At 74.1% G+C, this 25087-nt stretch carries 21 protein-coding genes; 10 read left to right on the top strand and 11 right to left on the bottom strand.

What is annotated here, in order from left to right; genetic code table 11:
• The first annotated feature begins 3673 nt into the window (after positions 1–3673).
• Together IEY37_RS08085 and IEY37_RS08080 are read left to right on the top strand one after the other, a co-directional pair.
• Entirely contained in the window at positions 3674–4489 is an 816-nt protein-coding gene (locus tag IEY37_RS08085) for a ParA family protein (RefSeq protein ID WP_188941481.1), read from the top strand.
• Positions 4486–5556 (top strand): ParB/RepB/Spo0J family partition protein, encoded by a 1071-nt coding sequence (locus IEY37_RS08080; RefSeq protein WP_188941043.1) that lies wholly within the window; start codon positions 4486–4488, stop codon positions 5554–5556. The genes IEY37_RS08085 and IEY37_RS08080 overlap by 4 nt, the downstream gene beginning before the upstream one ends.
• A gap of 62 nt (positions 5557–5618) precedes the next feature.
• Here IEY37_RS08080 and IEY37_RS08075 read toward each other — a convergent pair whose 3' ends face one another.
• The 3 genes from IEY37_RS08075 to IEY37_RS08065 form a co-directional block, all read right to left on the bottom strand.
• Entirely contained in the window at positions 5619–6455 is an 837-nt protein-coding gene (locus tag IEY37_RS08075; RefSeq protein ID WP_188941042.1) for an HAD family hydrolase, read from the bottom strand.
• Positions 6452–9124 (bottom strand): phosphoribosyltransferase domain-containing protein, encoded by a 2673-nt coding sequence (locus tag IEY37_RS08070; RefSeq protein WP_188941041.1) that lies wholly within the window; start codon positions 9122–9124, stop codon positions 6452–6454. The genes IEY37_RS08075 and IEY37_RS08070 overlap by 4 nt, the downstream gene beginning before the upstream one ends.
• A gap of 104 nt (positions 9125–9228) precedes the next feature.
• A complete protein-coding gene (locus IEY37_RS08065; protein WP_188941040.1) occupies positions 9229–10392 on the bottom strand; it encodes an HpcH/HpaI aldolase/citrate lyase family protein in 1164 nt (387 codons plus the stop codon).
• Between the two features lie 404 nt (positions 10393–10796).
• Here IEY37_RS08065 and IEY37_RS08060 point away from each other — a divergent pair, with 404 nt between their 5' ends.
• A complete protein-coding gene (locus IEY37_RS08060; protein ID WP_188941039.1) occupies positions 10797–11891 on the top strand; it encodes an ATP-grasp domain-containing protein in 1095 nt (364 codons plus the stop codon).
• Here IEY37_RS08060 and IEY37_RS08055 read toward each other — a convergent pair.
• On the bottom strand, positions 11816–13060 hold the full coding sequence (locus IEY37_RS08055) for a hypothetical protein (RefSeq protein ID WP_188941038.1): 1245 nt from the start codon (positions 13058–13060) through the stop codon (positions 11816–11818). The two genes, IEY37_RS08060 and IEY37_RS08055, sit on opposite strands and share 76 nt — an antisense overlap.
• Positions 13061–13214: 154 nt before the next feature.
• Here IEY37_RS08055 and IEY37_RS08050 point away from each other — a divergent pair, with 154 nt between their 5' ends.
• From IEY37_RS08050 to IEY37_RS08035, 4 genes are all read left to right on the top strand, one after another.
• The gene (locus tag IEY37_RS08050) at positions 13215–13607 is read left to right on the top strand and encodes a PPOX class F420-dependent oxidoreductase (RefSeq protein ID WP_188941037.1); all 393 of its coding nucleotides are present in this window, start codon (positions 13215–13217) and stop codon (positions 13605–13607) included.
• A 129-nt stretch (positions 13608–13736) separates the two neighbouring features.
• Entirely contained in the window at positions 13737–14117 is a 381-nt protein-coding gene (locus IEY37_RS08045) for a BatC protein (RefSeq protein ID WP_188941036.1), read from the top strand.
• 5 nt (positions 14118–14122) lie between these two features.
• Positions 14123–15433 (top strand): cupin domain-containing protein, encoded by a 1311-nt coding sequence (locus IEY37_RS08040; protein WP_373298298.1) that lies wholly within the window; start codon positions 14123–14125, stop codon positions 15431–15433.
• A 26-nt stretch (positions 15434–15459) separates the two neighbouring features.
• Entirely contained in the window at positions 15460–16368 is a 909-nt protein-coding gene (locus tag IEY37_RS08035; protein WP_188941035.1) for a ferredoxin family protein, read from the top strand.
• 67 nt (positions 16369–16435) lie between these two features.
• Here the strand turns inward: IEY37_RS08035 and IEY37_RS08030 are convergent, their stop codons facing one another.
• The 4 genes from IEY37_RS08030 to IEY37_RS08015 form a co-directional block, all read right to left on the bottom strand.
• A complete protein-coding gene (locus IEY37_RS08030; RefSeq protein WP_188941034.1) occupies positions 16436–16648 on the bottom strand; it encodes a hypothetical protein in 213 nt (70 codons plus the stop codon).
• Positions 16649–16791: 143 nt separating this feature from the next.
• Positions 16792–17091, bottom strand: a complete 300-nt coding sequence (locus IEY37_RS08025) for a hypothetical protein (RefSeq protein WP_188941033.1) — start codon at positions 17089–17091, stop codon at positions 16792–16794.
• A gap of 293 nt (positions 17092–17384) precedes the next feature.
• Positions 17385–18398, bottom strand: coding sequence for a phosphotransferase enzyme family protein (locus tag IEY37_RS08020; RefSeq protein ID WP_188941032.1), 1014 nt, complete (start codon positions 18396–18398; stop codon positions 17385–17387).
• The gene (locus tag IEY37_RS08015; RefSeq protein WP_229674172.1) at positions 18395–19870 is read right to left on the bottom strand and encodes a DHA2 family efflux MFS transporter permease subunit; all 1476 of its coding nucleotides are present in this window, start codon (positions 19868–19870) and stop codon (positions 18395–18397) included. The genes IEY37_RS08020 and IEY37_RS08015 overlap by 4 nt, the downstream gene beginning before the upstream one ends.
• A gap of 230 nt (positions 19871–20100) precedes the next feature.
• On the opposite strand from IEY37_RS08015, the gene IEY37_RS08010 reads away from it, so the two are divergent.
• Both IEY37_RS08010 and IEY37_RS08005 read left to right on the top strand, forming a co-directional pair.
• The gene (locus IEY37_RS08010; RefSeq protein WP_188941031.1) at positions 20101–20700 is read left to right on the top strand and encodes an NUDIX domain-containing protein; all 600 of its coding nucleotides are present in this window, start codon (positions 20101–20103) and stop codon (positions 20698–20700) included.
• A 48-nt stretch (positions 20701–20748) separates the two neighbouring features.
• Positions 20749–21267 (top strand): DUF6328 family protein, encoded by a 519-nt coding sequence (locus IEY37_RS08005; protein WP_188941030.1) that lies wholly within the window; start codon positions 20749–20751, stop codon positions 21265–21267.
• Positions 21268–21359: 92 nt separating this feature from the next.
• Here the strand turns inward: IEY37_RS08005 and IEY37_RS08000 are convergent, their stop codons facing one another.
• Complete coding sequence (locus IEY37_RS08000; protein WP_188941029.1) at positions 21360–22394, bottom strand: aldo/keto reductase; 1035 nt, start codon at positions 22392–22394, stop codon at positions 21360–21362.
• Between the two features lie 111 nt (positions 22395–22505).
• Here IEY37_RS08000 and IEY37_RS07995 point away from each other — a divergent pair, with 111 nt between their 5' ends.
• Entirely contained in the window at positions 22506–22802 is a 297-nt protein-coding gene (locus tag IEY37_RS07995) for a hypothetical protein (RefSeq protein WP_188941028.1), read from the top strand.
• Positions 22803–22890: 88 nt separating this feature from the next.
• Here IEY37_RS07995 and IEY37_RS07990 read toward each other — a convergent pair whose 3' ends face one another.
• Together IEY37_RS07990 and IEY37_RS07985 are read right to left on the bottom strand one after the other, a co-directional pair.
• Positions 22891–23619 (bottom strand): DUF72 domain-containing protein, encoded by a 729-nt coding sequence (locus tag IEY37_RS07990; RefSeq protein WP_188941027.1) that lies wholly within the window; start codon positions 23617–23619, stop codon positions 22891–22893.
• Between the two features lie 119 nt (positions 23620–23738).
• Positions 23739–24917 (bottom strand): YihY/virulence factor BrkB family protein, encoded by a 1179-nt coding sequence (locus IEY37_RS07985; protein WP_373298272.1) that lies wholly within the window; start codon positions 24915–24917, stop codon positions 23739–23741.
• Between the last annotated feature and the right edge of the window lie 170 nt (positions 24918–25087).

Below are 25087 nucleotides of genomic sequence, written 5' to 3'. Positions count from 1 at the left end.
ATGGTGAGTTCGATGAGAGCCGCGGCGACGCCTGCCTACCCGCAGGGGTCGCCCTCGCCGGTCCGAGCGGACGAGCGTCGGCACCGTGGATACCCGGTGCCGTCCGTGGATGACGTGACGTCCGCCCTTCTGGAAAGCTCTTGCCAGGAACATTTCTCGGTTCCACGTCAGCGCTCCGCTGCGGTGCGTCACGGTGCGGGGACGAGACGCGGCTGGACCCGCGTCCTGGAGACCACCCATGGATGACGGAATGTCGGCGCGCTGCGGTGGGTGGTCTGGTGGCACGACGCGTCGGTGACCGCGTCGGAGGTGCATCGGCTTCCGACTTCGCATGCGCGAGCGAATCTGCGGTGTGTGCGTCTGCGGAGGCGCCGCACCGGCGTTGTTACCGGTGCGCCGAAGTATCGTGAATGGCCCGACGACAGGAACGGTCGGCTCGCGGTCGCATCTGCGTCGAGGGCAGGACGCGGGACGTCCGTCGCCGGCGGCGGTGCACATCCGCCAGCCGCCGGCCGCTTGCTCACGGCCGGCGTCAGCGACACCGTGGGTCAGGACGGTCGAGCAGGTCGGTCGTGTCTCCCGGAGTGCTCGCGAGGGGTTCCCCGGACGGGACGGGTCTTGCGGCGTTCGGTCACCGTCGTGACCGGCGGGCGGACTGCTGGTTCCACGTGGAACCGTCCGGACCCGCTGTCGCGAGGTCTACGGGGTCGGCGAGGATCAGAGCGATGCCGACGTGAGGGCGCAGCCCTCGGTCAGCGCGCTGAGCGTTGCTGCCCGCACCCGCCCGGGTGGTGATCGGTCGGTCCGGCGATCGTCGGTCGGGTGCTGCCGAACGACGCCGGTAGACGAATCCGAGGGGCATGCGTCGGTGGGTGTCGGGCGCGCGAGGGAGCCTCGTCCGGCGTTCAGTGTCGGCGTCCGGATCGGGTGGCGCCGATACCGGGCTGCACGACGTCGGAGCGCCTCAACGTCGTCAAGCCGCGGACGTCGCCGCCGGTGAGTGCAACGCGAACGGCACATCGTCGCGCAGGCGCGTCCGGCATGGCTGATGGAGAAGTGGTCGGAGCCTGGCGTCATCCATCAAAGACCGCAGCAGCTCTCGCCGGTGGATGAACATTACGCCTTACAGTGCAGTGAGTCTGCACCGAGCAGGCATCGGAGTTGTTGCGCAACAGAGGGTCTCGTGCAACTACAACCGCAGACATCGCCTTGCGTTCGGCCTTGGCCGCGTATTCGCCACCGCGGCAATCGAGCGCTCGGCGGAACCGGGAACCGGGACCCCGGCTCTATTCGTCACAGTACGGAACCTCCATGCCGCTGGCCCGCGGGAGGAGCTTTCCGGTCGCGCAGGCGATGACTCGAAGCCGACCCGGCGGGACGTTGGTCCGGCCGCCGGCGTCCGTTCGGGGCGTCGGAACGCTCCGGGGACGACAGTCCGAGCCGGCTGGCGACCGGCACGCCGGTGCCACCACGACGAACCGCAACCCGGACCTCCCTGCTTGAGTTGACTCGCCGGGGTTCGAGGTCGGCGTCCGGACCTCGCCGGCGTCGTGCTCTCTGCCGCCCGTGTCTGCGACCTGAGCGCATCTCGGAAAGCCGGGTTGCGCACAAGTCTCACAACCCTGACCCCGCTGGCGCAGGCCGCCCGGACCGCGGCGTCCTGAGCGCGCGCAGTCAGGTCAGTCGTGCCTCGGTGGCTCGCTCCGTGCCGAGCTCAGGGGAAATGGACATCCGCTCAGGCATTCGCTGCCAGGCGCCGGCACCATATGGGTCGGCGGTCCGGCTACCCGTTTCACGTGGAACACGCGGTGCGACTTCTGGATACCTACCGCGGATCAGAGGATTGGAGAGCGGCGGCTCGCCGCGTGGTGCTCAGAGGCGGATCACCGGCATCAGCCGCCGTACGGCGGACACGAGAACCAGCCAGTCCGTTCGCCACCGAGGTCCGTCGGAGTCATGGTCGGCGGCCGAACGTGCGGCCTCCCGCACGCACCATGCATGACATGTCGGGGTTGTGGGACGAGCGGTACTTGTCCGGTCGTCGCCGGGGCGCGCCGCCGAGCCGTCCAGCGGTTCGGCCCGAGCGCCGTCGCCCTGTCTGAAACGGACGTCCTGGGTGAGTGAACCGCCAGCCGCGTCGACCGCCGGAGACGGCGCCGGCGTGGCCATTCGGTGGTCCGGGAGTGCGCTGATCCTCCTCGTTCCGACTCTCGGCGGCCGAAAGGTCTCTGTGTCGTCGCTGACGTCGTGCTGCGACAAGGTGCCGACTGTTCCACGTGGAACTGCAGGAGCAATGAAGCCAGCTGGTCGTGCGAGCCGTCTGATTTCGGAGCCGTCGCTCAACTCTGCGGTGCGGCGCAACGATCGGACGGCGGCACCGACGGCAGTCACTGGCAACGTGTACGTCGTTCAGGGAGACGTCCGGCGCACGGCTCCGTCCTCGGCGAGGTGGCCGCGGTCCCTACGGCCAAAGCACCGTGAAACGAGGTTGCGACGGTTGTTCTACGTCAACTAGCGGATCTGCGCCTGTACCGTCCCCGGTCGCGACGGGTGCGGCGCCCGGCCTTGCTGGTGCCGAGCCCGACAGTCGCTGCCGCCACAACCCAGTTCCACGTGAAACGGCGTCACCCCACAGATCCGGCCCGGCATGACGGTTCTTTGTGCTGTGCAGCGCCGCTGCTGACGGACCATTGAGGCGCACCCTACGAAGGGTTGGGAAGTGTCGCAGCCGAACAGCTGTCGGTGCATTGCCCAGCTCGCAGCTCAGCAGAATCGGCACACTTGCGATCCAGCGCCTGTGGTTTCCCCGTCGTACAGCCCGTTTCACGTGGAACACGTGATGGCCCTGAAGGGTCCGTGAGTGTGTCACCGACACACCAGCGGGAGGAGTGAGCTGGGATCCGTGACCCTGAGCGGCACGTAAGGCAGCACGCCCGTCCCTCACCGGAGCTACGCGTGGGGGCAAGCTCCACGACGCATCAAGTAGAAGACATCCGCGGGTCGGGGTCCGACACGGCTTACCCTGCGACGGCGCCGCGACGAATCAGCGCCGCGTCGATTCACGCCGACGTGCGCCGCCGCAGCCATTACGCCCGCGACCGGACGTTCACGCCTGCTGGACCGCGGATGGAGATCCCAACCGTGGAGGACAGACTTCCCCTTGCCGTCGGGCAGCATGACAAAGTTCCTCTGTCGCCCATCCAGAACGCCCTCGAACCGGCACCGGCCACTGCGCTCGATGACTGCGCTGTTCCACGTGGAACGTCTCGACCGAGGCGTAGCGACCAGGTCGGTGAAGTTCACGAACTCGGCGATCCGGTCGATCCGCTGCCGCGACGGGAGGTCGGGACAGCCGAGCACGCCAGCCGAGCGCCCGGATCCGCCCAATGCCGACAGCTGCAGCGCGGACCGCGCTTGCCAGCTCGGGCCGTCGTGCGGTCACTCCGACACGCCGTCGATCGTGGACGGCGCAGCGTGTCGGCGTCCGACATCCCCGATGCACCTGCAGCGGTCGCGCAGACTCAAGAGCGGGTTCAGTGCCGCTGGAACAACGGCACTCACCGTTCCACGCGGAACATGGAGCAGCGGAGGAAGCATCATCGACACCATCACCGGCGGTATCTCGGTGCTGGAGGACACGCCTATCGCGCTCGCCGCCCGCCAGGCGATCGAGATGCGCAACGGCGACCTGACCATGCCGCGGCCGCGGCAGCGCCGGATCTTCAGCGTGGCCAACCAGAAGGGCGGCGTCGGCAAGACGACCACCACGGTGAACATCGCCGTGGCGCTGGCGCTCGCCGGCCTGCACGTGCTGGTCATCGACCTCGACCCGCAGGGAAACGCGAGCACGGCGCTCGGCGTCGAGCGCACCGTCGGCACCCCCTCGATCTACGAGGTGCTGCTGGGCGAGTTCTCCGCCGCCGAGGCGATCCAGACCTGCCCGGACGCGCCTCGACTGGGCTGCATCCCGGCCACCATCGACCTCGCCGGCGCGGAGATCGAACTGGTGACGATGGAGGACCGGGAGACACGCCTGAAGCGGGCGATCGACGGCGTCGACGCGGAGTACGACTACGTCTTCATCGACTGCCCGCCCTCGCTGGGCCTGCTCACGGTGAACGCGATGGTGGCGACCCGTGAGGTGCTCATCCCGATCCAGTGCGAGTACTACGCGCTGGAGGGCCTCGGCCAGCTGCTCCGCAACATCGACCTGGTGCAGCAACACCTGAACACCGAGCTCTCGGTGAGCACGATCCTGCTGACCATGTACGACGGGCGGACCCGCCTGGCCGACCAGGTGGCGCAGGAGGTGCGGAGCCACTTCCAGCAGAAGGTGCTCACCACGGTCATCCCGAGATCCGTGAAGGTGTCCGAAGCGCCCGGTTTCTCCCAATCCGTCATGACCTACGACCCTGGATCCCGCGGCGCCAAGAGCTACCTGGACGCCGCCCGAGAGATCGCCGACCGTGGCGCGCGAGGTGTGCAATGACCCGATCCCGAGGCGGACTCGGGCGCGGCCTGGCCGCGCTCATCCCGACCGGCCCCCTGACGACCACCGTCGCCGACGTGCTGATGCCGCCGGCCCCGGCGGACCGCGCACCGGACGTGCCCGCGGTCGTCCTCCCGCTGCCCAACGCGACGCGACAGCACGCCGGACGCAGCACCGATGCCGAGACACCCGACGTGGCAACGGCCGTCGACCCGGGCGGTCCGCGGTTCGTCGACCTGGCGGTGGACCGGATCCGGCCCAACCCCCGCAACCCGCGCACCAACTTCGACGAGGACTCGCTCGCGGAGCTGGCGCACTCCATCCGGGAGTTCGGGCTGCTGCAGCCCGTCGTCGTCCGGCCCGCCGGTGACGACTACGAGCTGGTCATGGGTGAGCGGCGGTGGCGGGCGGCGCAGCGCGCCGGCATCCCCACCATCCCGGCCATCGTGCGCCGCACCGAGGACGCCGCGCTGCTGCGGGACGCGTTGCTGGAGAACATCCACCGGGCCAACCTCAACCCGCTCGAGGAGGCCGCCGCCTACCAGCAGCTGCTCGCCGAGTTCGACGTGACGCACGACGAGCTGGCCACTCGGCTGGGCCGCAGCCGCCCCGTCATCTCGAACACCATCCGGCTGCTCAAGCTCCCGGTCGCCGTGCAGCGCCGGGTGGCGGCGGGCGTCCTGTCGGCGGGCCATGCCCGCGCGCTCTTGTCGCTGGACGATGCCGATCAGCAGGAGGAGCTGGCCGCGCGGGTCGTCGCGGAGGGCCTGTCCGTCCGCGGCACAGAGGAGGCCGTCGTCCTGCTGTCCACGGCCACCCCGCGCCGGCGGCGCACCGTGCCACGGCGCAACGCGCCCCCCGGGCTCGACGGGCTGGCCGGTCGTCTCTCGGACGTCTTCGACACCCGGGTGCGAGTGGAGCTGGGACGGGCCAAGGGACGGATGATCCTCGAATTCGCGACCGTGGAGGACCTGCACCGGATCGTCGCCGTCATGGCGCCGGCGGCCCTCGGCGACGGCGGCGATGCGGACGCGGCGGACCAGGGCACCGACCGGTCGGCGGAGTAGCGAGCGCGCGGACCGCGATCACCGCGGGTCGTGCCTGGTCCCACACACTCGGCAGGCTTCCGTCACGGTGACGATGGCCGGAGCTGGTCCTCGAACCACGCGGTGATGTCGTCCGCAGCCAGGACCCCGGCGCGGCCGGACACCTCGACGCCCGGGTGGGCCCATCCGGTGGCGTCCAGCTCACCGTGGGGCGGCCGGATGGACCGGTCGGCGGCGACCAGCACCCCGGCGTCCAGCGCACCGTCCCCGGCTGCCACCGTCCGGTCCGTGCCGGCCCGTCGCGCGACCTCCCGCACCGCGGACTCCTTGGACAGCGACCGTGGGATGGCGTAGATCTTGCGTCCCTGCATCGACACCGACCAGTTCCGCTCCGTGCACCACTGCCGCCACTCCGGCACGAACCCGGGCGGCAGCGCCTCCACGTCCACCACGAGATAGCAGAACAGCTCGTCGCCGACCCGGCGCTTGAGCACCCAGTCGCCGTCGGCCCGCAGCTTGAGCTCGGCGATGACCTCCGCGAGGTCGGTCCCGTCCCCGGCGATCGCCTGCCGGACGTGCCGGTTCCACGCCGGGTCGACCCGGCCGTCCTCCAGCAGGTGGCCGCCGTTGCTCGTCACCGCCCACCGCGGGCGGATGCCGGGAAAGTGGACGCGCCGGTACTGCGCCACGGTGCGGGTCGTGGTCGGCACGAAGACGGCTGCGCGGTGGATCCGTCCCAACGACTCGGCCGCGGCCAGGGTGAGGAAGGAGTGCGGGCGGCCGTCCACCACCTCCACGCAGACCAGCGTGGGCGCGTCCTCGTCGGGACCCGCCAGCTGCAGCGCCGAGGGACTGTAGATCAACGTGCGGTCGAGGTCGCTGACCACCAGGGTGCGGCGCGGCGACGTCGTGCCGGTCATCCCTCGCCCCGATCACCGGCGCCGAGCGGGCGGATCAGGCCGACGCACGAGTAGGGCAGGTCAGGTCGGATCTCCACCGGTACCCCCCGGTCGGCGGCCAGCAGGCGGAGGTGCTCGTGGTCGGGATTGTCCCGCTCGCGCAACAGGATCCGCCACGGGATCCGGCGGAGCAGCACACGTGTCGTTTCTCCCACGCCCGGCTTGACGAAATGCACGTCCTCGATACCGAACTCGCGCTGCAACTCCTCGACGGCCGCCCACCCGGCGAACGTCACCGTGCGGTCCCCGGCCCGGATCGCGGCGCACTGCCGTGCCACCTCGTCCGCGACACCGTCGAACCCGGCGGCCACCGTGTCGACGAGCAGCTCGGACACGTCGTCACCGGCCAGCTCCCGGTAGAACTTGGCTCCGTGGAACCCGTCCGGCCGCAGGTAGGCCGGGTTCAGCACCGTCCGGGAGACCAGGCCCGAGACGGTGGAGTTCAGGCAGGCGGACGCGATGAGGAAGTCGTCCCGGGTGCCGAACGTCCGCACGCAGCGGCCAGGGTCGGCCAGCACTGCGAGATCGTCGTCGAAGGCCAGGCCTTCGGACTCGCGGACGGCCCAGAGCGCCTCGGTCAGTTCCCGCGCGATGGCGCCCTTGCCCGTCCAACCGTCGACGAACACCACCCGGGCGGGATCATGTCGGTCGGCGAGGAAGCGCAGTGCGACACGGTCGATGCCGCGACCGCGGACGATGGAGACCGCGTAGTGCGGTAGGTCGAGCCCGTGCCGGTGAGCGGCCCAGCGGCGCATCAGGATCCCCACCGGAGTTCCCGCCCGCGCCAGGGATGCCAGCACGACGTCGGATCCGCGCTCGGCGAGCACCAGCTCGGTGACCACGCCCACCGCGGTGGCCAGCCGGGTCGCGGTTGCGATCATCGTGCGCTGGAACAACTGTCGGTACGCCGCGTCCGGGACGTACTCCCTGGGCAGGGATTCCGCGTAGTGACCCAGACCGGACTGGACCAGTCGCTCGCGCTGCTCGAGATCTCCCTCGAGGTCCAGGTGGGACAGGTCGGTGACGAGCCAGCCGACGTCGTCGGCAACATACGACCCGAACTCGGGACCGCGCAACGGCTCCGGAGTACGTGCGACCGGGCCGGGCGTCGCTGCGACCCGGACGGCGAGGACCGGGATGCCGGCGGCGGCCAGCGCGCCGGCCGGGCCGGACGGGGAGCAGGCCAGGTCGACGTCCGTTCCGGCGTCGGCCACCAGCACGACCACGTCGGGATCGGTGACCGTCGACCCGCCGGGCCAGCCGGCGTTGTAGAGGAACCGGGGTGCCGTGTCCGGCGGGCCCGACGGGGCTGCGTCGGGCCGGTCCGTCGCCGCGAACCGCCAGCGGCGCCGCACCGGGTAGTCCGGCCGGTCGACCGGGTGCACCGGGGAGCGGGTCGTCGACTGGTACCGCACGTCCCAGGCCGGGCCGCCCGACGCGGGACGTGCCAGCTGCCGGGCGAGCAGCAACGGCAGGTACATGAACTCCTCGACGCCCAGGACCAGGACCCGCGGGGGCGGCCCTCCGGGCGGCGCCACCGGAAGCGCCCCCCGGACCGCGACGGCCGCCGCGGCCGCGGCAGCCGACAGCCGTGCCGAATCGGCGGGATGCACGCCGTGCCGGGCACCGTCGGCGGTGGCGCGCGGCCACCCGACGTCCAGCCGCCGCAGTGCCGCCGGCCCACCGGTGGCCCGACCGGTCGTCGTCCCCGACGGGTCGTCGTGGGACGCCACGGCCGGCTCGCCCGCCGGAGGGACCGGATCGCTGCCGGCAATGGTCCGGGCCAGGTACCCGGCGACCGCGGCGGCCAGTCCCGGCGGCAGGTCCACCCGGCCGCGGACCAGGCTCACCGCATCGATCCGCGCCCCGAGCTCGGCCGCCAGGTCGTCGAAGGCCCGCACGTCGTCCGCCGACCGGAGGTCCACCAGGCTGGCCACGACGTACCGGTCGCGGGGCCGGGCGGCCTGCAGCGCGCGGATCGTGGCCAGCGCCGTGGCGCCGGTGGACAGCTCGTCGTCCACCAGGACCAGGGGCCCGTCGGCGTCGAGGATGGCCGGCGGCTGGGGCAGCAGCAGGTGCGTCGTGGCGTGCGAGTGCGCCTCCTCGAAGCTGGCCGTGGCCGCCACCCCGGGCACGGCCCGGCGGGTCGAGTGCAGGTACCACTCGGCGTGCAGCTGGTCGGCCACCAGGTGGCCCAGCGCGGTGGCCGTCTCGGCGTACCCGAGCACGAGCGCCGGCCGCGGCCGCGGCGGGGGCGCCGGCAGCGCGGCGAGCAGGACGGCGGGATCGGCGCCCTCTCGCAGCGCCGAGCGCACCGCCGCACGGACGGCTGCGTCCACCGTCGCGGTCCAGCCCGTGGACCTCGTGGCCGGCTCGGCCGTGGCGACCGCCGACCCACCGCCGGATCCCGGGTCCGGGTCGTCGAGCTCTCGGGCGACCAGGGCGCCGAGCAGCCGCCCGGCCGCCGTGACGAGATCGGGGTGCACCGGCAGATGCTTGCCGAGCACCGTGGACACCAGCAGGTGCGCGCGGCGGGGGTTGTGGCGGAGCGCCAGCCGCACCAGGTCGTCCACCGCCAGCCCCACCGGCGATCCGGTTGTCTGCAGCCGGACGCCGAACGTGGTGCGCACCCAGCACCCGGGCGCCGCCTGCCCGACCGGCTCAACGGCGCCCGCCGGCCGGGACCGGTCCGGCGGCCACGGGGCCGCCGGGGACCCGTCGATCGTCGTGGCCGTCACCGCAGCGACCCGTTCAGCAGCGCCCGCAGCACGTCCACGTGCGAGATGCCCTCCCGCGCGACGCCGAAGGCCGCGGCACGTTCCGCCGTCCGCTCGGCCCAGCGGCGGTGCGGGCGCATCTCGTTCATCTTGTTGCGGTAGCCGGAGGCCCGGACCCCCGCGTCGGCCGTGCTGAGGATGTCGGTGGCGTCGCTGAACTCCTCGTGCGGCACCACCGACAGGGCGTGCACCACCGCCACGTGCGAGGGGTGGATGACCGTCTTGCCGGTGAGGCCGTTGGCCCGGTCCAGCACCGTCTCCCGCAGCAGTCCGTCGACGTCCCGCAGGACCATCCGCTGTCGCAGCGGCCCGGCCGACCGGTCCTCGAACGGCGTGGACCGCAGCTGCGGACGGAAGATCCGCTCGTGGCCGGCCCAGTACTCCCAGACCGGACCGCTGATCGCGTAGCCGGTGCCGTCGGCGCGGCCGAGGTGGTTGACGACCTCGGCGATCAGCTCGGCCACCACGCCGACGTCGTAGATGGTCAGGTCCCGGTCCCGGCGGATCCCGAACAGGCCGCACAGGTCGGTCGCACCGATCCGCACCGCCAGCACGTACTCGCGGTACTGGGCCAGCAGGTCGCGGATCGCCGACAGCGCCTCGTCGCGGGACTCGCGGTACAGCACGTCCGGCGTCTCCAGCACCGGCATCACCAGCAGTCGCTGGCCCAGCCGCTCCGACGCCGCGGCGACCTCGGCCAGGTAGCGGGCGCCGGTGGCCGCCGAGAACTTCGGCACGACGAATCCCGCGAGCGGCACCTGCCCCGGGCACAGGTCGGCGGTGACCACCCGGATGTGCTCGGGCGTCCGGACCCGGACGAAGACCAGCGCGGGCACGGGGTCGCCGGTCAGCTCGGCGAGCGCGTGCCGGACCCCCGCGACTGCGTCGTCGACCTGGTCGTCGGCCACCGCGTCCTCGAGGTCGACGACCATCGAGCGGGTGCCCTCCGCGGCGCGGCGCCGCAGCGTCCCGGTCAGGTCGGTCCGGACGCCGGGGACGTAGAGCGTCGCCCCGAGGGCCTGCGCGAGCACGGCGCGCGGGCTGGCCGCCGTCCACTCGGCCGGCGGGCGTTCGAACAGCCGGTCCTGCACGGCCGGCGCGAGGTGGGCGAAGTGGCGCACCGAACTCCTGTCGACGTCGGGGCTGCCGGCGCGGACCCGAGGGTTCCGGCCAGCCGCCCGGCGGGGCTGGGCACTGCGATGGAGCGGCGGAGCGGCACCGACCCACGGACCCCTCGACGACGGGACGGCGAAGGGTGCCACCGTGCGGACGGCGCCACCCGCACGGCGGTGGGACGCCGGCAGCGGCCCGACGGATCCCTCGCCGCGGCCGGCAGCCGCACAACGGCCGGACCGGCCCGTGGGTTCCGCACCACGCACGGACGGAGGTCGCACCGGCCGGGCGCCCCAGCGCAGTACCGGGTGAACACTTCCACATCGAAGCGGTTTGCGGAGCTGACCTGGATACACTCCCGTCGACCGCCGGCAGCCGGCGCCCCCGTGACCGGATCCGTCAGGAGACCGCCGTGCCCGGAGTCCGCATCTGGCTGAACCGCAACTACGGCACGAGCGTGCACCTGGCCCGCCAACTGCGTGCCAACCCGGCGGGAACGGCGGTCGAACTGTTCGGGTCCCATCCCGACCCGGCGTCCCCGCTGCTGGCCGAGTGCGACCAGGTACTGCCCGAACCGGAGCCCGGTGCTCCCGGCTCCGTCGACCTCGCCGTCGAGCTCTGCCGGCGGCACCGCATCGACGTCTTCCTGCCGGTCGCCGGCCAGGAGGAGTACGCCGAACGGCAGGCGGACTTCGCCGCGGTCGGCACGGCGCTGCTCTGCTCCCCGCCGGCGGCCGTCCGGGTGCTGGCGGACAAGGCCGACACCTACACGGCGCTGCACGGATCGCCCCTGGTGCCGCCGTGGCGGCCGGTGCGCTCCGTAGCCGACTTCGACCGGGCGTGCCGGGAGCTGGCCGAGCACCGGACGCCGGACGCACCGCTGGTGATCAAGCCGGCCAGGGCCGTCGGCGCCGACGGGGTGCGGTACCTGACCACCGACCCGCCCGGCCTCGGCGACCTGCTCGGTCAGGTGGACCTGGCCGTCCCCGCCGCCGGCTACCGCGCCGCGCTGGCCGCCGCGGACCCGTCCGCGGTGCCGCTGCTGCTCGTCTCGGCGTTCCTCCCGGCCCCGGAGACCAGCGTCGACGTGCTGGCCGACCACGGCACGACGGTGGTCGCCGTGCCGCGGTCCAAGGACGGGCGACGCCGGTGGATCGGCGGCGACCCCGAGCTGGTGCCGCTCGCCGCCGAGCTGGTGGCCCGGTGGGAGCTGCACGGGCTGGTCAACGTGCAGTTCCGCAGCTTCCGGGGCCGCCCTGCGCTGCTGGAGGTGAACACCCGCCCGGCGGGCGGCATGTACCAGTCGGAGCTGGCCGGGGTGAACCTGTCCTGGGCCGCCGTCGAGCTCGCCCTCGGCCGCCGGCCGGCCGTTCCCCGGCCGCGGCTGGGCCGGGAGTACCGGACGGTCTCGTCCGTGGTCGGCGTCGCCGGTCAGCGGCTCTCGCTGCGCACCCGCTCCACGACACCCTTGACGAAGGACTCGACGGCGGCGAGCGCCTGGAGGTAGGCCCAATAGTCCGGGTGCGGGCCGGTCAGCTCGGCGACCGCCCGGTCGATGCGCGCGACCTGCGCGTCCAGCACGCTGCCCCACTCGCGCACCAGGCCGCGGTCGACCACCAGCAGTTGCGCGTCGCGCAGCCGGAAGCGTGCCGACTTCGCCGCTGCCTCGGGGTCGTCCCGGGTGCGGCGCAGCACCCGCAGCCGCTCGACCAGCGACTGTTCGAGGCCCTCGGCCTCGGTCAGCGCGGCCCTGGCCGCCGTCAGCCGCTCCGCCGCCTCCTCGGGCCGCCCGCCGTCGAGCGCCGTACCGGACCGGCGCCACTCCTCCTCGGCCCGGTCGACGGCGGCCCTGGCCCGCCCGTCGACGCCGGTCAGGTCCCGGGAACAGGCCGCCGAGAACTCCCGGAGCAGCGCCGACCTGGTGGCCGGCAGGCCCTGCAGGCGGGTGGTCACCGCCTCGATCCGGGTGCGGACGCTGCTGCGGGAGGCCCGGACCGCCGGGAGCAACCCGCGCGCCGTGCTGATCCGCTCCTGCACGTCGGCGGCGGCGGACTCGACGGCCGCCGCGGCCGTGCGGATCGGGCCGGTCCGGCCCGCCGGCTCCGCGAGGTTCAGGGCAGCCAGCGCGGACACCAGCTCGCCGGCCGCGGCGAGCACGCTCGGGTAGGCGACTTCGTCCGCCTCCGCGCCGGTCAGCGCCCGCTCGGCGGCAGTTGCGGCCGCCCTGGCCTGCTCGGCGATCCGCGGCGTCGCGGCCCTGGCGCTGCGGCCCCGTTCCAACTCGGTGGCATGCGACCGGTAGAAGGCGTCGACCGCCGCGGCGGCATCGGCGAGCTTGCGGTGCGCCTCGACGAAGGCGTGCTGCGCGGCCGCCGGGTCGACACCGGTGGGCCGGCCGTCGGTCGAGGTCATCGAGTACCGGTCGGACACCGACAGGTACTGGGCCGTGGCGTCCAGGCACTGCTGGGCGGTGGCGGCCCAGGCCCGGGTGAGGGCCGCCTCGGTCCCCGCGACCTCCGCGGGCCCGGCGACCTCGGCCACCGCGGCGATCGCGTCGGCGACGTACGACTGGCGGGTGTCCAGGTCCAGGAAGGCGGCGACGGCACCGTCCTGGGCCGCCTGTGCGGCGGTGTCCGCGGGCCGTCGTGAGACGCGGCTCGCCCAGCTCCTGGCCATCGACACCCATGCTAACGACGCGGCTCCGGAGGACCCGGTGTCCGCGGCCGTCTCCCGGCCCGTCTCCCGGCCGTCTCCCGGTCCGCATCCGGGCGCATGATCGACGGGGTACCCGGTGCCGGACGGACCCGGCATCGACGACGAGCGGAGAACCATGAGCCTGAGCCCGGAAGTGCTGGACCTGCTGCGCGCCCCGAGCCCGTGCTTCGTCTCGACGGTCATGCCCGACGGCGCGCCGCAGGTGACGCAGACCTGGGTCGACACCGACGGCCAGCACGTGCTGATCAACACGGTGGACGGCTTCCAGAAGGTCCGCAACATGCGGCGGGACCCGCGGGTGGCGCTGGCCGTCGCAAACGCCGAGGACCCGTCGCGGTACGTGCAGATCCGCGGCCGGGTCGTCGACATCACCGCGGAGGGCGGGGCGGAGCACATCGAACGGCTGGCGCAGCGGTACCTCGGCACGGCCTACCCGTGGTTCGGCGGCCGCGACCAGACCCGGCTGATCGTCACCATCGCCGCCGAGTCGGTGTCCGGGATCCGCTGAGCGGCGCACCGGCCGGACCACGCGGCGGGCAGCACCCCGGAGCCGCCCGATCGGCGCACTCTAGGGTGGGAATCGACCAGGCCACCGACGCTCGGGACCACCGCAGCGTCCGACGTCAGAGAGGTGCGCATGAGCGTCAGCGACGATGACATCACCACGACCCCGGAAGGCAGCGAGGGTCCCGCGGACGGAGGTGCGTCCGGCACGCCGGGCGTGCACGACGGCGGTGCCGACGGGGGCGCGGACAGCGGTGCCGAGGGTCCGGCCGACGGGGGTGCCTCGGGAACGCCGGGTGTGTCCGACGGCGGTGCCGACGGCGGTGCGGACAGCGGTGCCGAGGGTCCGGCCGACGGGGGTGCCTCGGGGACGCCGGGTGTGTCCGACGGCGGTGCGGACGGCGGTGCGGACAGCGGTGCCGAGGGTCCGGCCGACGGGGGTGCCTCGGGGACGCCGGGTGTGTCCGACGGCGGCGCGGACGGCGGGGCCGACGGCGGGGCCAACCCTCAGTGAGCCTGCTGGACCAGCGGTCGGGGGCGGCCGGGACCACCGGCCGCCCCCGGTCCGGCGCCGCGGGCGGCCGGGACACCGGACGGACGGCCGACGCCGACCCGTTGTCCCGGTGCATCGACGTCCCCGCCGCGCGGTTCGCGGAGCAGCTGTGGGGCCGGGCACCGCACTACACGCCCGCCACCGACCCGCAGGCCTTCGACGACCTGTTCTCGACCGAGGCGGTCGACGAGCTGGTGTCCCGCCGCGGCCTGCGGACGCCCTTCCTGCGGATGGCCAAGGACGGCTCCGTGCTGCCCGAGCGGCTGTTCACCCGCGGCGGCGGCAGCGGTGCCGGCATCACCGACCAGGTCAGTGACGACCGGGTCCTCGGCCAGCTCGCGGCCGGCGCGACCCTCGTGCTGCAGGCCCTGCACCGGACGTGGCCCCCGCTGGTCCGGTTCGGCAGCGCCCTCTCGGCCCAGCTCGGCCACCCGGTGCAGATCAACTCGTACATCACCCCGGCGCAGAACCAGGGCTTCTCCGCCCACTACGACACCCATGACGTGTTCGTCCTGCAGATCGCCGGCACCAAGCGCTGGGTCATCCACCCGCCGGTGCTCGAGCACCCGCTGCCGGACCAGCCGTGGGACCAGCGGCGCGGCGACGTCGCGGCGGCCGCCGCACAGGCACCGCTGCTCGACCAGGTACTGGCCCCCGCTGACGCGCTCTACCTCCCCCGGGGCTACCTGCACGCCGCGTCCGCCCAGGGCGAGCTGTCCATCCACCTGACCGTCGGCATCCACCCGGTCACCGGCTACCGCGTCGCCCAGGCGCTGGTGCAGGCGCTCCGCGAGGACGCCGGGATCCGCCGTTCGCTGCCGGTCGGGGTCGACCTGACCGATCCGGGGACGCTGGCCGGCGTGCTGCGCACGGTCGCCGACCGGCTCGCCGACGTGGCCGCCCGGCCGGAGACCCGGCTGCCGGCCGTCGCCTCGGCCCTGCGGGCCGAGCTGACCTCGGCGACGCGGCCGCAACCGCTGTCGCCGCTGGCGACGCTGGCCGCCGCGGACCGCCTGCAGGGGTCGGACAGCGTCCGGCTGCGGGGCGGCCTGCGCTGGGAACTCGGCGACGGCGCGTCCGGACCCGTGCTGCGGACCCTGGACAAGTCGATCGGTCTGCCCGCGGTGATGGCGCAGGCGCTGCGCCGGCTGCTCGACGGCGCACCGCACCGGATCGACGAGCTGCCCGGGTTGGACGCCGACGAGCAGCTCGTGCTCGGTCGCCGACTGCTGCGCGAGGGGGTCGTCGTCCCGGCCCCCGCCCGGCCCGGCGGGTGACCGAACAGCAGCACCGGTCGCACCCCGTGCCCAAGGAGACCCTGGCGCGGTGCTCGGTGCGGGCCGAGCGCCGGGCGGACCCCATGCTGGGTACCGCCTTCCCCGCCGCGCGGCTGCTGCTCGTCGAGCAGCCCGGGCCCTGGGGACGCGACGGCCTGCTCCGGTCCCGCTTCGACCCGGGCGTCGCCCGGGAGGTCGTGCAGCGGGCGGAGCGGCTGGGCGTCCGGGTGCTGGCGATCCGCCGTCCCGGACGGCCGGTCGGCGAGCGGCGCCGGTGGGCGGTCGCCGACTGCCGGCCGGGTCGGGAGCAGATGGTCTGGGGGTCCTTCGCAGAGGACGCCGAGCTGCTCGAGCTGTCCCTGGACCGGCCGCCGGGTGTGCCGCTGACCGACCCGGCGGCGTCGGTGTTCCTGGTCTGCACGCACGGCAGCCACGACGCCTGCTGCGCCCTGCGCGGCCGACCGGTGGCCGCGGCACTCGCCGGGCTCCGCCCGGACCGCGTGTGGGAGTGCAGCCACGTGGGCGGCGACCGGTTCGCGGCCAACGTCCTGGTGCTCCCGTCCGGACTGCTCTACGGCACCGTCCACACCACCGAGGCGACCGACCTGGTCGCGGCCACGGAGCGCGGCGAGGTGCTGGCCGCACCGCTGCGCGGCAAGGTGGGCCTGTCGCCGGAGTCGCAGGCCGCTCTGGCCCACGTGCAACGGCAATGGGCAGGGACGGCGGACGGCTACCGGGTGCTGTCGTCCGTGCGGACGGGTCCGGCGTCCGCGCGCGTCCGCATCGAGCACCGGGGGGTGGTCCCGGCCCGGCTGCTGGACGTGGACGTCCGCTGGCACCGGTCCGAGGTGCACCGGTTGACCTGCCAGATGACCTCACCGGCGACCGTGCTGGTCTACGAGCCGGTCGGGATGGTCGAGGTCTCGGCGGCCTGACCGGACGGCGTGCCGGCGACCCGGGGACGGCGGGTGGCCGCGGTCCCCGGGTCGCGCGGACGGCGGGTCAGCCGCCGAGCTTGCCCAGCAGGCCACCGAGGCCGCCGCCGCCGCCGAGCTTGGCGATCAGGTCGGCCGGGTTGAGGCCGAACTTCTGCAGCAGGCCGGCGTGCTGGTTGGTGTCGACCTGGTCGGGCAGCTCCTGTTGCGCCTGCTCCGCCTCGGCGTGCTGGCCGTTGCCCTTGAGCAGGTCGAGGATCGTGTTCTTGTCGATGTTCATCGGCGTCTCCTGTCGGTGTCCGGCGGGTGCGTGCCCGGACCCGGTTCCCCGATCCGGCCGCATCGCGCAGGTCAGGGACGACCGATGCCCGGGCAGCCGCGGAGCGACCGAGCCGTCGCTCCGGTCGCGCCGGCTCGCCGCGGTCAGGGACGACCGAGGATCCGTCCCGGATTGTGCACCCGCACGCCCTGCGCCTCGTGCAGGTCCAGTCCGGCGTCGAGCCGCGCCAGCACGGCGCGGACCATGCGGCCGGCCAGACCGCCGGGACCGCGCCCCGGGCTCGAGGACGTGTGGTGGGGGGGCTGCTGCGGGACGGCAGCCGGCGCAGCCGCGCGGACCTGCACCGAGCGGCGGCCCTGCGGCGGCAGGGCGCCGGCGACGAGGCGGGCAGTGGCCGGCGTGCCGGCCGGCGGCCCCGAGCGGGTCGAGAACGAGACGGACATCGGACTCCATCCGGCGGCGAACCGCGCGAGGCACGGCGTACCGCCCGGAAGACCACGCAGCTGGTTTGTACGTGGCGCCCCACCCGGTCGAGGCCGTGCGTGGCGTCACAGATGCTACGACTTCGCTGCGCAGCGCGTCCATCCGACCACGGACGGTGTAGCCGGATGCCCGACTCGTCCGGAACTGCCATGACGGGCTGTGACGATCGGAGCCCGCGGAACCACTCGGACGGGTGGCGCCGGGCCGCCGGTGGTGCGGCTTCGGTGCGGCGAGCGGCGGGGGGTCGTGCCCGTCAACCGGCCCAGTCGGGCAGCCGGCCGACCCAGGCGTGGGGATCGGCGCGGTCCGACTGCAGCATCCGGCGGCTGTACCCGATCCAGCGGTCGACGTCCGCCTGCGGTCCGAGACCCGACAGTCGGCGGCCGAGGAAGTGCAGCACAACCGCCAGGTACCGGAGGAGCACCAGGTCCGGGAGCGCCTCGGCCTCGGCGGCCGTCGGCGCCACCTCGGTGCGGTAGCCGCTGCCGAAGGCGTCGGCCAGCCGCGCGACGGTCTCCGTGTCGCGGTCGGGCAGGTGCGGGCCGCACCAGGCCGACAGCGCGACAGCCAGGTCCATCGCTCGCAGGTCCAGGGTGCTGAACTCGAAGTCCAGGACGGCCGTGATGCGATCGCTTTCGACCAGCACGTTGCCGGTGTTGAAGTCCGCGTGGGTCAGCTGGCGCGGCAGTTCCCGGTACAGATCCGGAAGCCGCTCGCGCAGCCGGTCGCACAGCCGCAGCAGGTCGTCCCTGGTGCCGGGGTCGGTGTCCAGCCGGGCCAGCGCCGCGCGCGGGTCCGGGACGGCGGGGTGCGCGTGGTCCAGGTCGCCGTAGGGCGGCAGCAGTCGTGCCGCGCGGGCCGGGTCGACGGGCGACTCGGCGAGCACCCGGGTGAGCAGGCCCAGCGTCCGCCCGGCGCTGCGTGCCAGCGCCGGCGTCACCGTGTCCACCGGCCGGCCGGGCGCCAGCGGCCACAGGGTCGCGACCAGGCCCGGCATCCCCACGTGGGCGGCGCCGTCCCGCGTCGGCAGCGGCGCCGGCACGGCGAACGGCAGGTCCGCTGCGGCCACCGCCGTGACGATGTCGGTCTCCAGGCGCAGGCGTTCCGGGTCCTGGTGGTTGGTGACGATGCGCAGCACCCAGCCGGTGCCGTCCGGGCCGTCCACGCGGTGGACACCGCTGTTGGTGCCGCCCGGCAGCGCGACCGGCCCGCTCCGTGCCGGCAGGTCCCAATGGGCGAGCAGGTCCTCGGGATCGGCGGCGGTCATCGGACGGGTTCCGGCGTCGCCAGCGGGTTGCGGATGGTCAGTGCCGCCAGCAGGCCGCCGGCGGCGCACAGGGCGCCGGCGATGAGGACGGCGTGCCGGAACGCCGCGGAGAGCGACGCCGGGTCCTGGTAGGCCTCCGGGGTCAGTCCGGCGAGGCCCGGCAGCACCGCCACCGCCAGCAGCCCGGCCACCCGGGCGACGTCGTTGTTCACCGCCGACGCGATGCCGACCCAGTGCTGCGGCGCGGCGGCCAGCACGGTGGCCGTCAGCGGCGCCACCGTCGTCGACAGGCCGAGCGCGAAGACCAGCAGGGCCGGCAGGACGGCGCCGAGGAAGCCGCTGCCGGGACCGACCCGGGCCAGCAGCGCCAGCCCGGTGCCGGCGACCAGCGGGCCGACCGTCATCGGCAGCCGGGGCCCGATGCGTGCCGCCCAGCGGCCCATCCGGGCCGAGAGCAGCAGCATCACGGCGGTGATCGGCAGGACCGCGGTCCCGGCCTGGACCGGGGTGTAGCCGAGCACCCGCTGCAGCTGCACCGGCAGGAGGAACAGGGCGCCGGACAGCGCGGCGTACACGGCCAGGGTCACCAGGTTGGCGGCCGCGAACTCGCGGTCGCGCCACAGCGACAGCGGCATCAGGGGATGGCGCAGCCTGCCCTCCAGCGCGACGAACCCGGCCAGCAGCAGCACGCCCGCGGCCACCGCCACGACGGGCACCGGACCCCACCCGTGGGCCGGCCCGTCCGTCAACCCGAGCACCACGCCGGCCAGACCGAGCGCTGCCAGCACCGTCCCGCCCACGTCGACGCGGCCGCCTGCCTGCTCGTCCCGGGTCTCCGGGACGAACCGGACGGCCAACAGCACCACCACCGCGGCCAGCGGCACGTTGATCAGGAAGGCCAGCCGCCACCCCCACCCGGCCAGCCCGACGAGCAGTCCGCCCAGGACCGGACCGATGGCCGACGCCACGCCGCCCAGGCCGGACCAGGCGCCGACGGCCGTGGCGCGGTCGGCCGGTCGGAACACCGCCTGCAGGATGGCCAGCGAGCCGGGCGTCAGCAGCGCCGCACCGACCCCCTGCAGCGCCCGCAGCGCCACGAGCGCCGCGGCCGTGGGCGCTGCGGCGCAGCCGATGGAGGCCACGGTGAACCACAGGACGCCGAACAGGAACACCCGCCGCCGGCCGAGCCGGTCCCCGAGGGACCCGCCGAGCAGCAGCAGTCCGGACAGCGTCAGGGTGTAGGCGTTGACGGTCCACTGCAGGGCCACCAGCCCGGCGTCCAGGTCGGTGCCGATGCGCGGCAGGGCGACGGTGACCACCGTGGCGTCGAGCTGGGCGACGCCGCTGCCCAGCACCGTCGCCCACAGCACGCCGCGGCCGCGCCGGGTGCCGAACGCCACCGCGCCGCCGTCGGAGCCGCCTCCGGCCGCGGGCTCGACCGCCGCGTCCCCGTGCCCCGTCCGGTCCGTCACGGCCGCTCCTCTCGATGTCCGCCCGAGCCAGGATCATCCTCGCCCGCGGGAGGCCGCCGGCCCGTGCTGGTAGGAGGGACGTGCCGGCGGGGAACCGTCCTCCTCGGACGGCCGGCGGGGTCGCGCCGGGCGGCCCGGGCGTCGGACACCGGTCGCGACCGGCGGAACGGAGCGCGACCGGCAGGTGCAGCACGGCCAGCGGGGACAGCAGGGACAACACGGAGGCGGGCATGGCGGAGGCAGGAGTCACCGCGAGCGAGGTCCGGTACGACGGCGCGGTGGTGCGCGTCCGCGAGGACACGGTGGAGCGGGACGGGTCGACGTCGCACCTCGAGGTGGTCGAGCACGCCGACTCGGTCGCCGTCCTGGCCCTGGACACCGACGACCGGGTCCTGCTGATCCGCCACGACCGGCATCCGGCCGGCGGCGAGCTGTGGGAGCTCCCGGCCGGCCTGCGCGACCGGGCCGGCGAGGACCCGGTGGACACCGCCCGTCGCGAGCCGACCGAGGAGACCGGCTGGGCGGCCGCCCGCTGGTCGACCGTGGTGGACCTGCGCCCGTCGCCCGGCGTCAGCACCGAGACCTGCCGCGTCTACCGGGCGACCGACCTGTCGCGACCGGGCGGTGCCGAGACCGGCGGCGACGAGGCCGGCATGCCGCAGCGCTGGGTACCGGTGGACGACGCGGTCGCCGAGGTGCTCGACGGCCGCATCACCAGTGCGCTGGCCGTCGCCGGCCTGCTGGCCCTGGCCGTCCGTCGGGCGTCCGGAGTGGCGGATCGGCCGGCGGCCGCTCCATGGCCGTCGACCGGCACGGACACCGCGTCCTGATCCCACCCGCACCGACCGCCCCGACCGGACTCACCGAGAGCAGCCGCGATGACCAGTCCCGACCATCCCGACCGCGACCAGGAGTGGGACCGCGAGGAGCGAGACGAGTCGCCCCTCAAGCGTCTGGACCGCAACTGGTCCGACCTGCTGCAGGAGCTGCGCGTGGTGCAGACCGGCGTGCAGCTGCTGACCGGCTTCCTGCTGACGCTGCCGTTCCAGGCGCGCTTCGCCCAGCTGGACCGCGGTCAGGTGACCATCTACCTGTGCACGGTGGTGGCGTCGATCATCGCCACGACCGTGCTGATCGCTCCGGTGATGCTGCACCGGCTGCTGTTCCGCCGGCACGCGCGCAAGCTCATGGTGACGCTCAGCCACCGGCTCGCCATCACCGGCACGGCCTTCTTGGGCCTGGCGATCCTCGGCGTGGTGCTGTTGATCTTCGACCTGCTCCGTGGGCCGGTGGCCGGGACGGTCGCCACCGTGCTGGTCGGGCTGCTGCTGCTCACGGCGTGGGCGGCGCTGCCGCTCAGCCGGCGCGGGGACGCCGACGCGGCCGACGGCGACTGACCCGGTTCGGTCACCGCGTCAGGGTGGGCGTCCGACCGGGCGCCGCGCCGCCGGCGGCGGTGGGCGCCCGGACCTCCGTCACGGCAGCCCGGTCAGCGACCGCCCTGGATCTTCCGGCTGCGCTGCTCGACGCCCGGGCCGCCGTACGGGTAGTCCGCCGGCGCCGGGTCGCTGGCCGCGTCCAGCCGCTCGATCTCCGCGGCGTCCAGGTGCAGGTCCGCCGCCCCGAGGTTGTCCCGGAGCTGCTCGGTCGTGCGGGCGCCGAGGATGACCGAGGTGACCGTCGGCCGGTCGGCCAGCCAGGCCAGCGCGACCTGCGCCATCGACACCCCGCGGTCGCCGGCCACCTGCTGGACCGCCTCGACGACGTCCCAGGTGCGCTGCTGCACGGACCTCCGGTCGTAGGCCTCGACGCCGCGGTCGGGCCGCTCGCCGAGCCGTGTCGCGCCGGTCGGCCGCTCGTCGCGGGTGTACTTGCCGGTCAGCCAGCCACCGCCCAGGGGTGACCACGGGAGCAGTCCGAGCCCGGCCTCCTCGCAGGACGGCACGATCTCCCACTCGATCTCGCGGACCAGCAGGTTGTACTGCGGCTGCAGGGTCACCGGTACCTCCAGCCCCTCGGCCTCGGCGACGGCGACCGCCTTCTGCACCTGCCAGCCGGTGAAGTTGGACAGCCCGATGTAGTGCGTCTTCCCGGCGCGCACCAGGTCGGTGAGCGCGGACAGCGTCTCGGCGATCGGGGTGTACGGGTCCCAGGCGTGCACCTGGTAGAGGTCGACGCAGTCCACCTGGAGCCGCCGCAGCGACGCGTCCAGCGCGTGGTGCAGGTGCCGGCGGGACAGCCCGACCTCGTTCGGGCCGTCGCCCATCGGGAAGCGGCCCTTCGTGGCCAGCACCACGCGCTCCCGCGCCTCGGCACCGCGGTCGGCGAGCCACCGGCCGATGATCTGCTCGGAGACGCCGGTGCTGTAGACGTCCGCGGTGTCGACCAGGGTGCCGCCCGCCTCGAGGAAGACGTCGAGCTGTTCGTGGGATCCGGCCTCGTCGGTCTCGTCGCCGAAGGTCATCGTGCCCAGCGCGAGACGGGAGACGCTGCAGCCGCTGCGGCCGAGGGTGCGGTGTTCCATCCGGCCATCGTGCACCCCGCCCGCGGCGGGTGTTTCATCGGCATGGCCGTCGGAAATCTGCGACGACACGCTTTCGACCAGCCCACCGGGCCCTGCAGCGAGGAGCCAGCGATGACCGAGACGAACACCGGCGGCGAGGACAGCCTGGCCCGGGCGGCCGCGCAGGGGCCGATCAACCACGGCGACGACGCCGCCGACGAGACCTACAGCGCGCCGGCCGAGGCGCACGACAGCAACGGTGCCGCGGACGAGCTCGCCGCCTCGGACCCGGACGCCGGGTACGAGGGCGACGGGTCCGGCCTGCGCGACGACGCACCCTCCGCCGGCGTCGCGCAGGACGTCGAGAACCCGCAGCTGAGCACCATCTACGGGCAGTCGGCGGCGCAGCGCCAGGAGAACGACCGCTGATCCCGGCCCGGCCCGCCGGCCCGGGTCCGTCCCGGCCGGCAGGCCCCGGCCGCACCGTCGCCCGCCGGCGGCTGGGCGGCCCGGGCGGTCACCGCCCCAGGAACATCTTCAGCGTCCGGGCGTTCCGCACCGCGTTGCCGTCACCGTCGTTGTTGAAGTAGGCGAACACCTGCCGGCCGTCCGCCTCCCACTCCCGGATCCGGTCGGCCCACCAACGCAGGTCGTCGTCGGAGTAGCTGCCCGCGTACAGGTACCGGTCGTCGGGGCCGTGGAACCGCACGTACACCTCCGGCGCGGTCGCCCGCAGCACGCACGGCAACCCGGCGCCGCTCATCACGCAGTACGCGACCCGGTGCGCCTCGAGCTGCTCGAACACCGCCTCGTCGGTCCAGCTCGGGTGGCGGAACTCGACGGCCGACCGGATCCACTTCGGCAGCCGCCCGAGGAACCAGGCCAGCCGGGCGTCGTCCCGCTCCTGGTCCGGCGGCAACTGGAAGAGCAGCATGCCGCGGCTGTCGTCGAGCTCGCCCCAGCCGGCCGCGATGCGCTCCAGCCATGGTTCCGGCTGGTGCAGCCGGCGGCCGTGGGTCAGCCCGCGCGGAGCCTTGACCGAGAACCGGAAGCCCGACGGCAACCGGCGGCGCCACGCGGCGAAGGCGTGGGGTGAGGGCCACCGGTAGAACGACGAGTTGAGCTCGACGGTGCGGAACTCCTGCAGGTAGCGGTCGAGCCTGGCCTCGGGCACGGTGCCGGGCGGGTAGAGCACCCCGTCCCAGTGCGGGTAGGTCCACCCGGAGGTGCCGATCCAGGCGCTCATCCCGCACACCCCCGTTCCAGATTTCGGCGCGGCCCCGGTCCGGATCGGCCCACCGCGATCGTCGCAGGGCGGTCCGCACGTGACGAGGACGGGTGTGCCGAGGACCTGGCCGCCGCAGGTCAGCGGCGGCGGCCGGCCGCCCGCTCGGCCCTTGCCTCGGCCCTGGCCTTCGCCTTGGCGATGCGCTCGGCTCGCTCGGCCTTCGCCTCCTCGATCCGCTCGGCCTCCTGGGCCTGCTCGGCCTGCTGCCGGATCTCCCGACCCTGCTCGATGTCCTGCTCCTCCTTGGCCTGCTGCTTGTCGCTGGCCTTGGTGTCCCGGGGCGGGAGCTGGAGCGTCTCCTCGGCGGCGATGCCGGCCTGCAGCTGCCGGCCGCGCTCGGTCTCCGAGTCGATCTCCGCGCCGAAGAGCAGGGCGAGGTTGGTGATCCAGAGCCACAGCAGGAGCACGATGACGCCGGCCAGGGTGCCGTACGTCTTGTTGTAGCTGGCGAAGTTGGCGACGTAGAAGCCGAACGCGACGGACGCCAGGATCCAGACCAGGACCGCCACGGCCGCGCCGACGCTGATCCAGCGGAACTTGGGCTGCTTGATGTTGGGAGTGGCGTAGTACAGGATCGCGACGATCAGGATCACCACGGCCAGCATCACCGGCCACTTGACGATGTTCCAGACGGTCACCGCGGCACCGCCCACGCCGATGGCGTTGCCCACCGCGCTCGCGACCGGCCCGGAGATCACCAGCGCCACCGCGACCAGCGCCGCGAGCACCACGGCGACCAGGGTCACCAGCAGCATGACCGGGCGCAGCTTGTAGAACGGCCGACCCTCGTCGATCTCGTAGATGCGGTTCATCGCGCGCCCGAAGGCACCGATGTAGCCAGAGGCCGACCACAGCGCGCCGAGCAGGCCGATGACCAGGCCGAAGCCCGAGGCCTGGCTCTGGCTCAGCTGGGTGACGACGCCGCCGATCGTGTCGGCGGCGCTGGGGGCCAGGCTGCGCACGATGTCCAGCAGGGCGTCGGTGCCGCCCTGGCTCTGGCCGACCAGCCCGAGGATCGACACCACCGCCAGCACCGCCGGGAACAGCGCCAGGACGGCGTAGTAGGTGAGGGCTGCGGCGAGGTCGGTGCACTGGTCCTGGCTGAACTCCCGCATGGTCTTGCGCAGGATGTACTTCCACGACCGGCCGGTCAGGTCCGTGAGGTCGTCGGGCTTGCGGGCGTCGTCGGGGTGCGGGGCGGTCCGTGCCCGCTGCTGGCTCGGCTGCTCGGTCGTGTCGCTCACCGGGGTCTCCATCCTCTGCGGCTGGCCGCGTGGACACCGGCCGCGCGTCGCCCGGGTGCGACGAGGCCGGCGGCGTCCCGCGGTGGGGGCCTCGACGCCACAGGTGCCCCGGCCGACGCGGGACAAACGCCGACCGGGCGGTGACCGGTGCGCTCCGGCCGACCACGGTGCAGCGGGGCCCG

The organism is Nakamurella endophytica (assembly GCF_014646215.1).
In the GTDB taxonomy this organism is placed as follows: domain Bacteria; phylum Actinomycetota; class Actinomycetes; order Mycobacteriales; family Nakamurellaceae; genus Nakamurella; species Nakamurella endophytica.
Note: the sequence above shows the minus strand (reverse complement) of the source record. Positions and strands in the feature narration are given on the sequence as shown.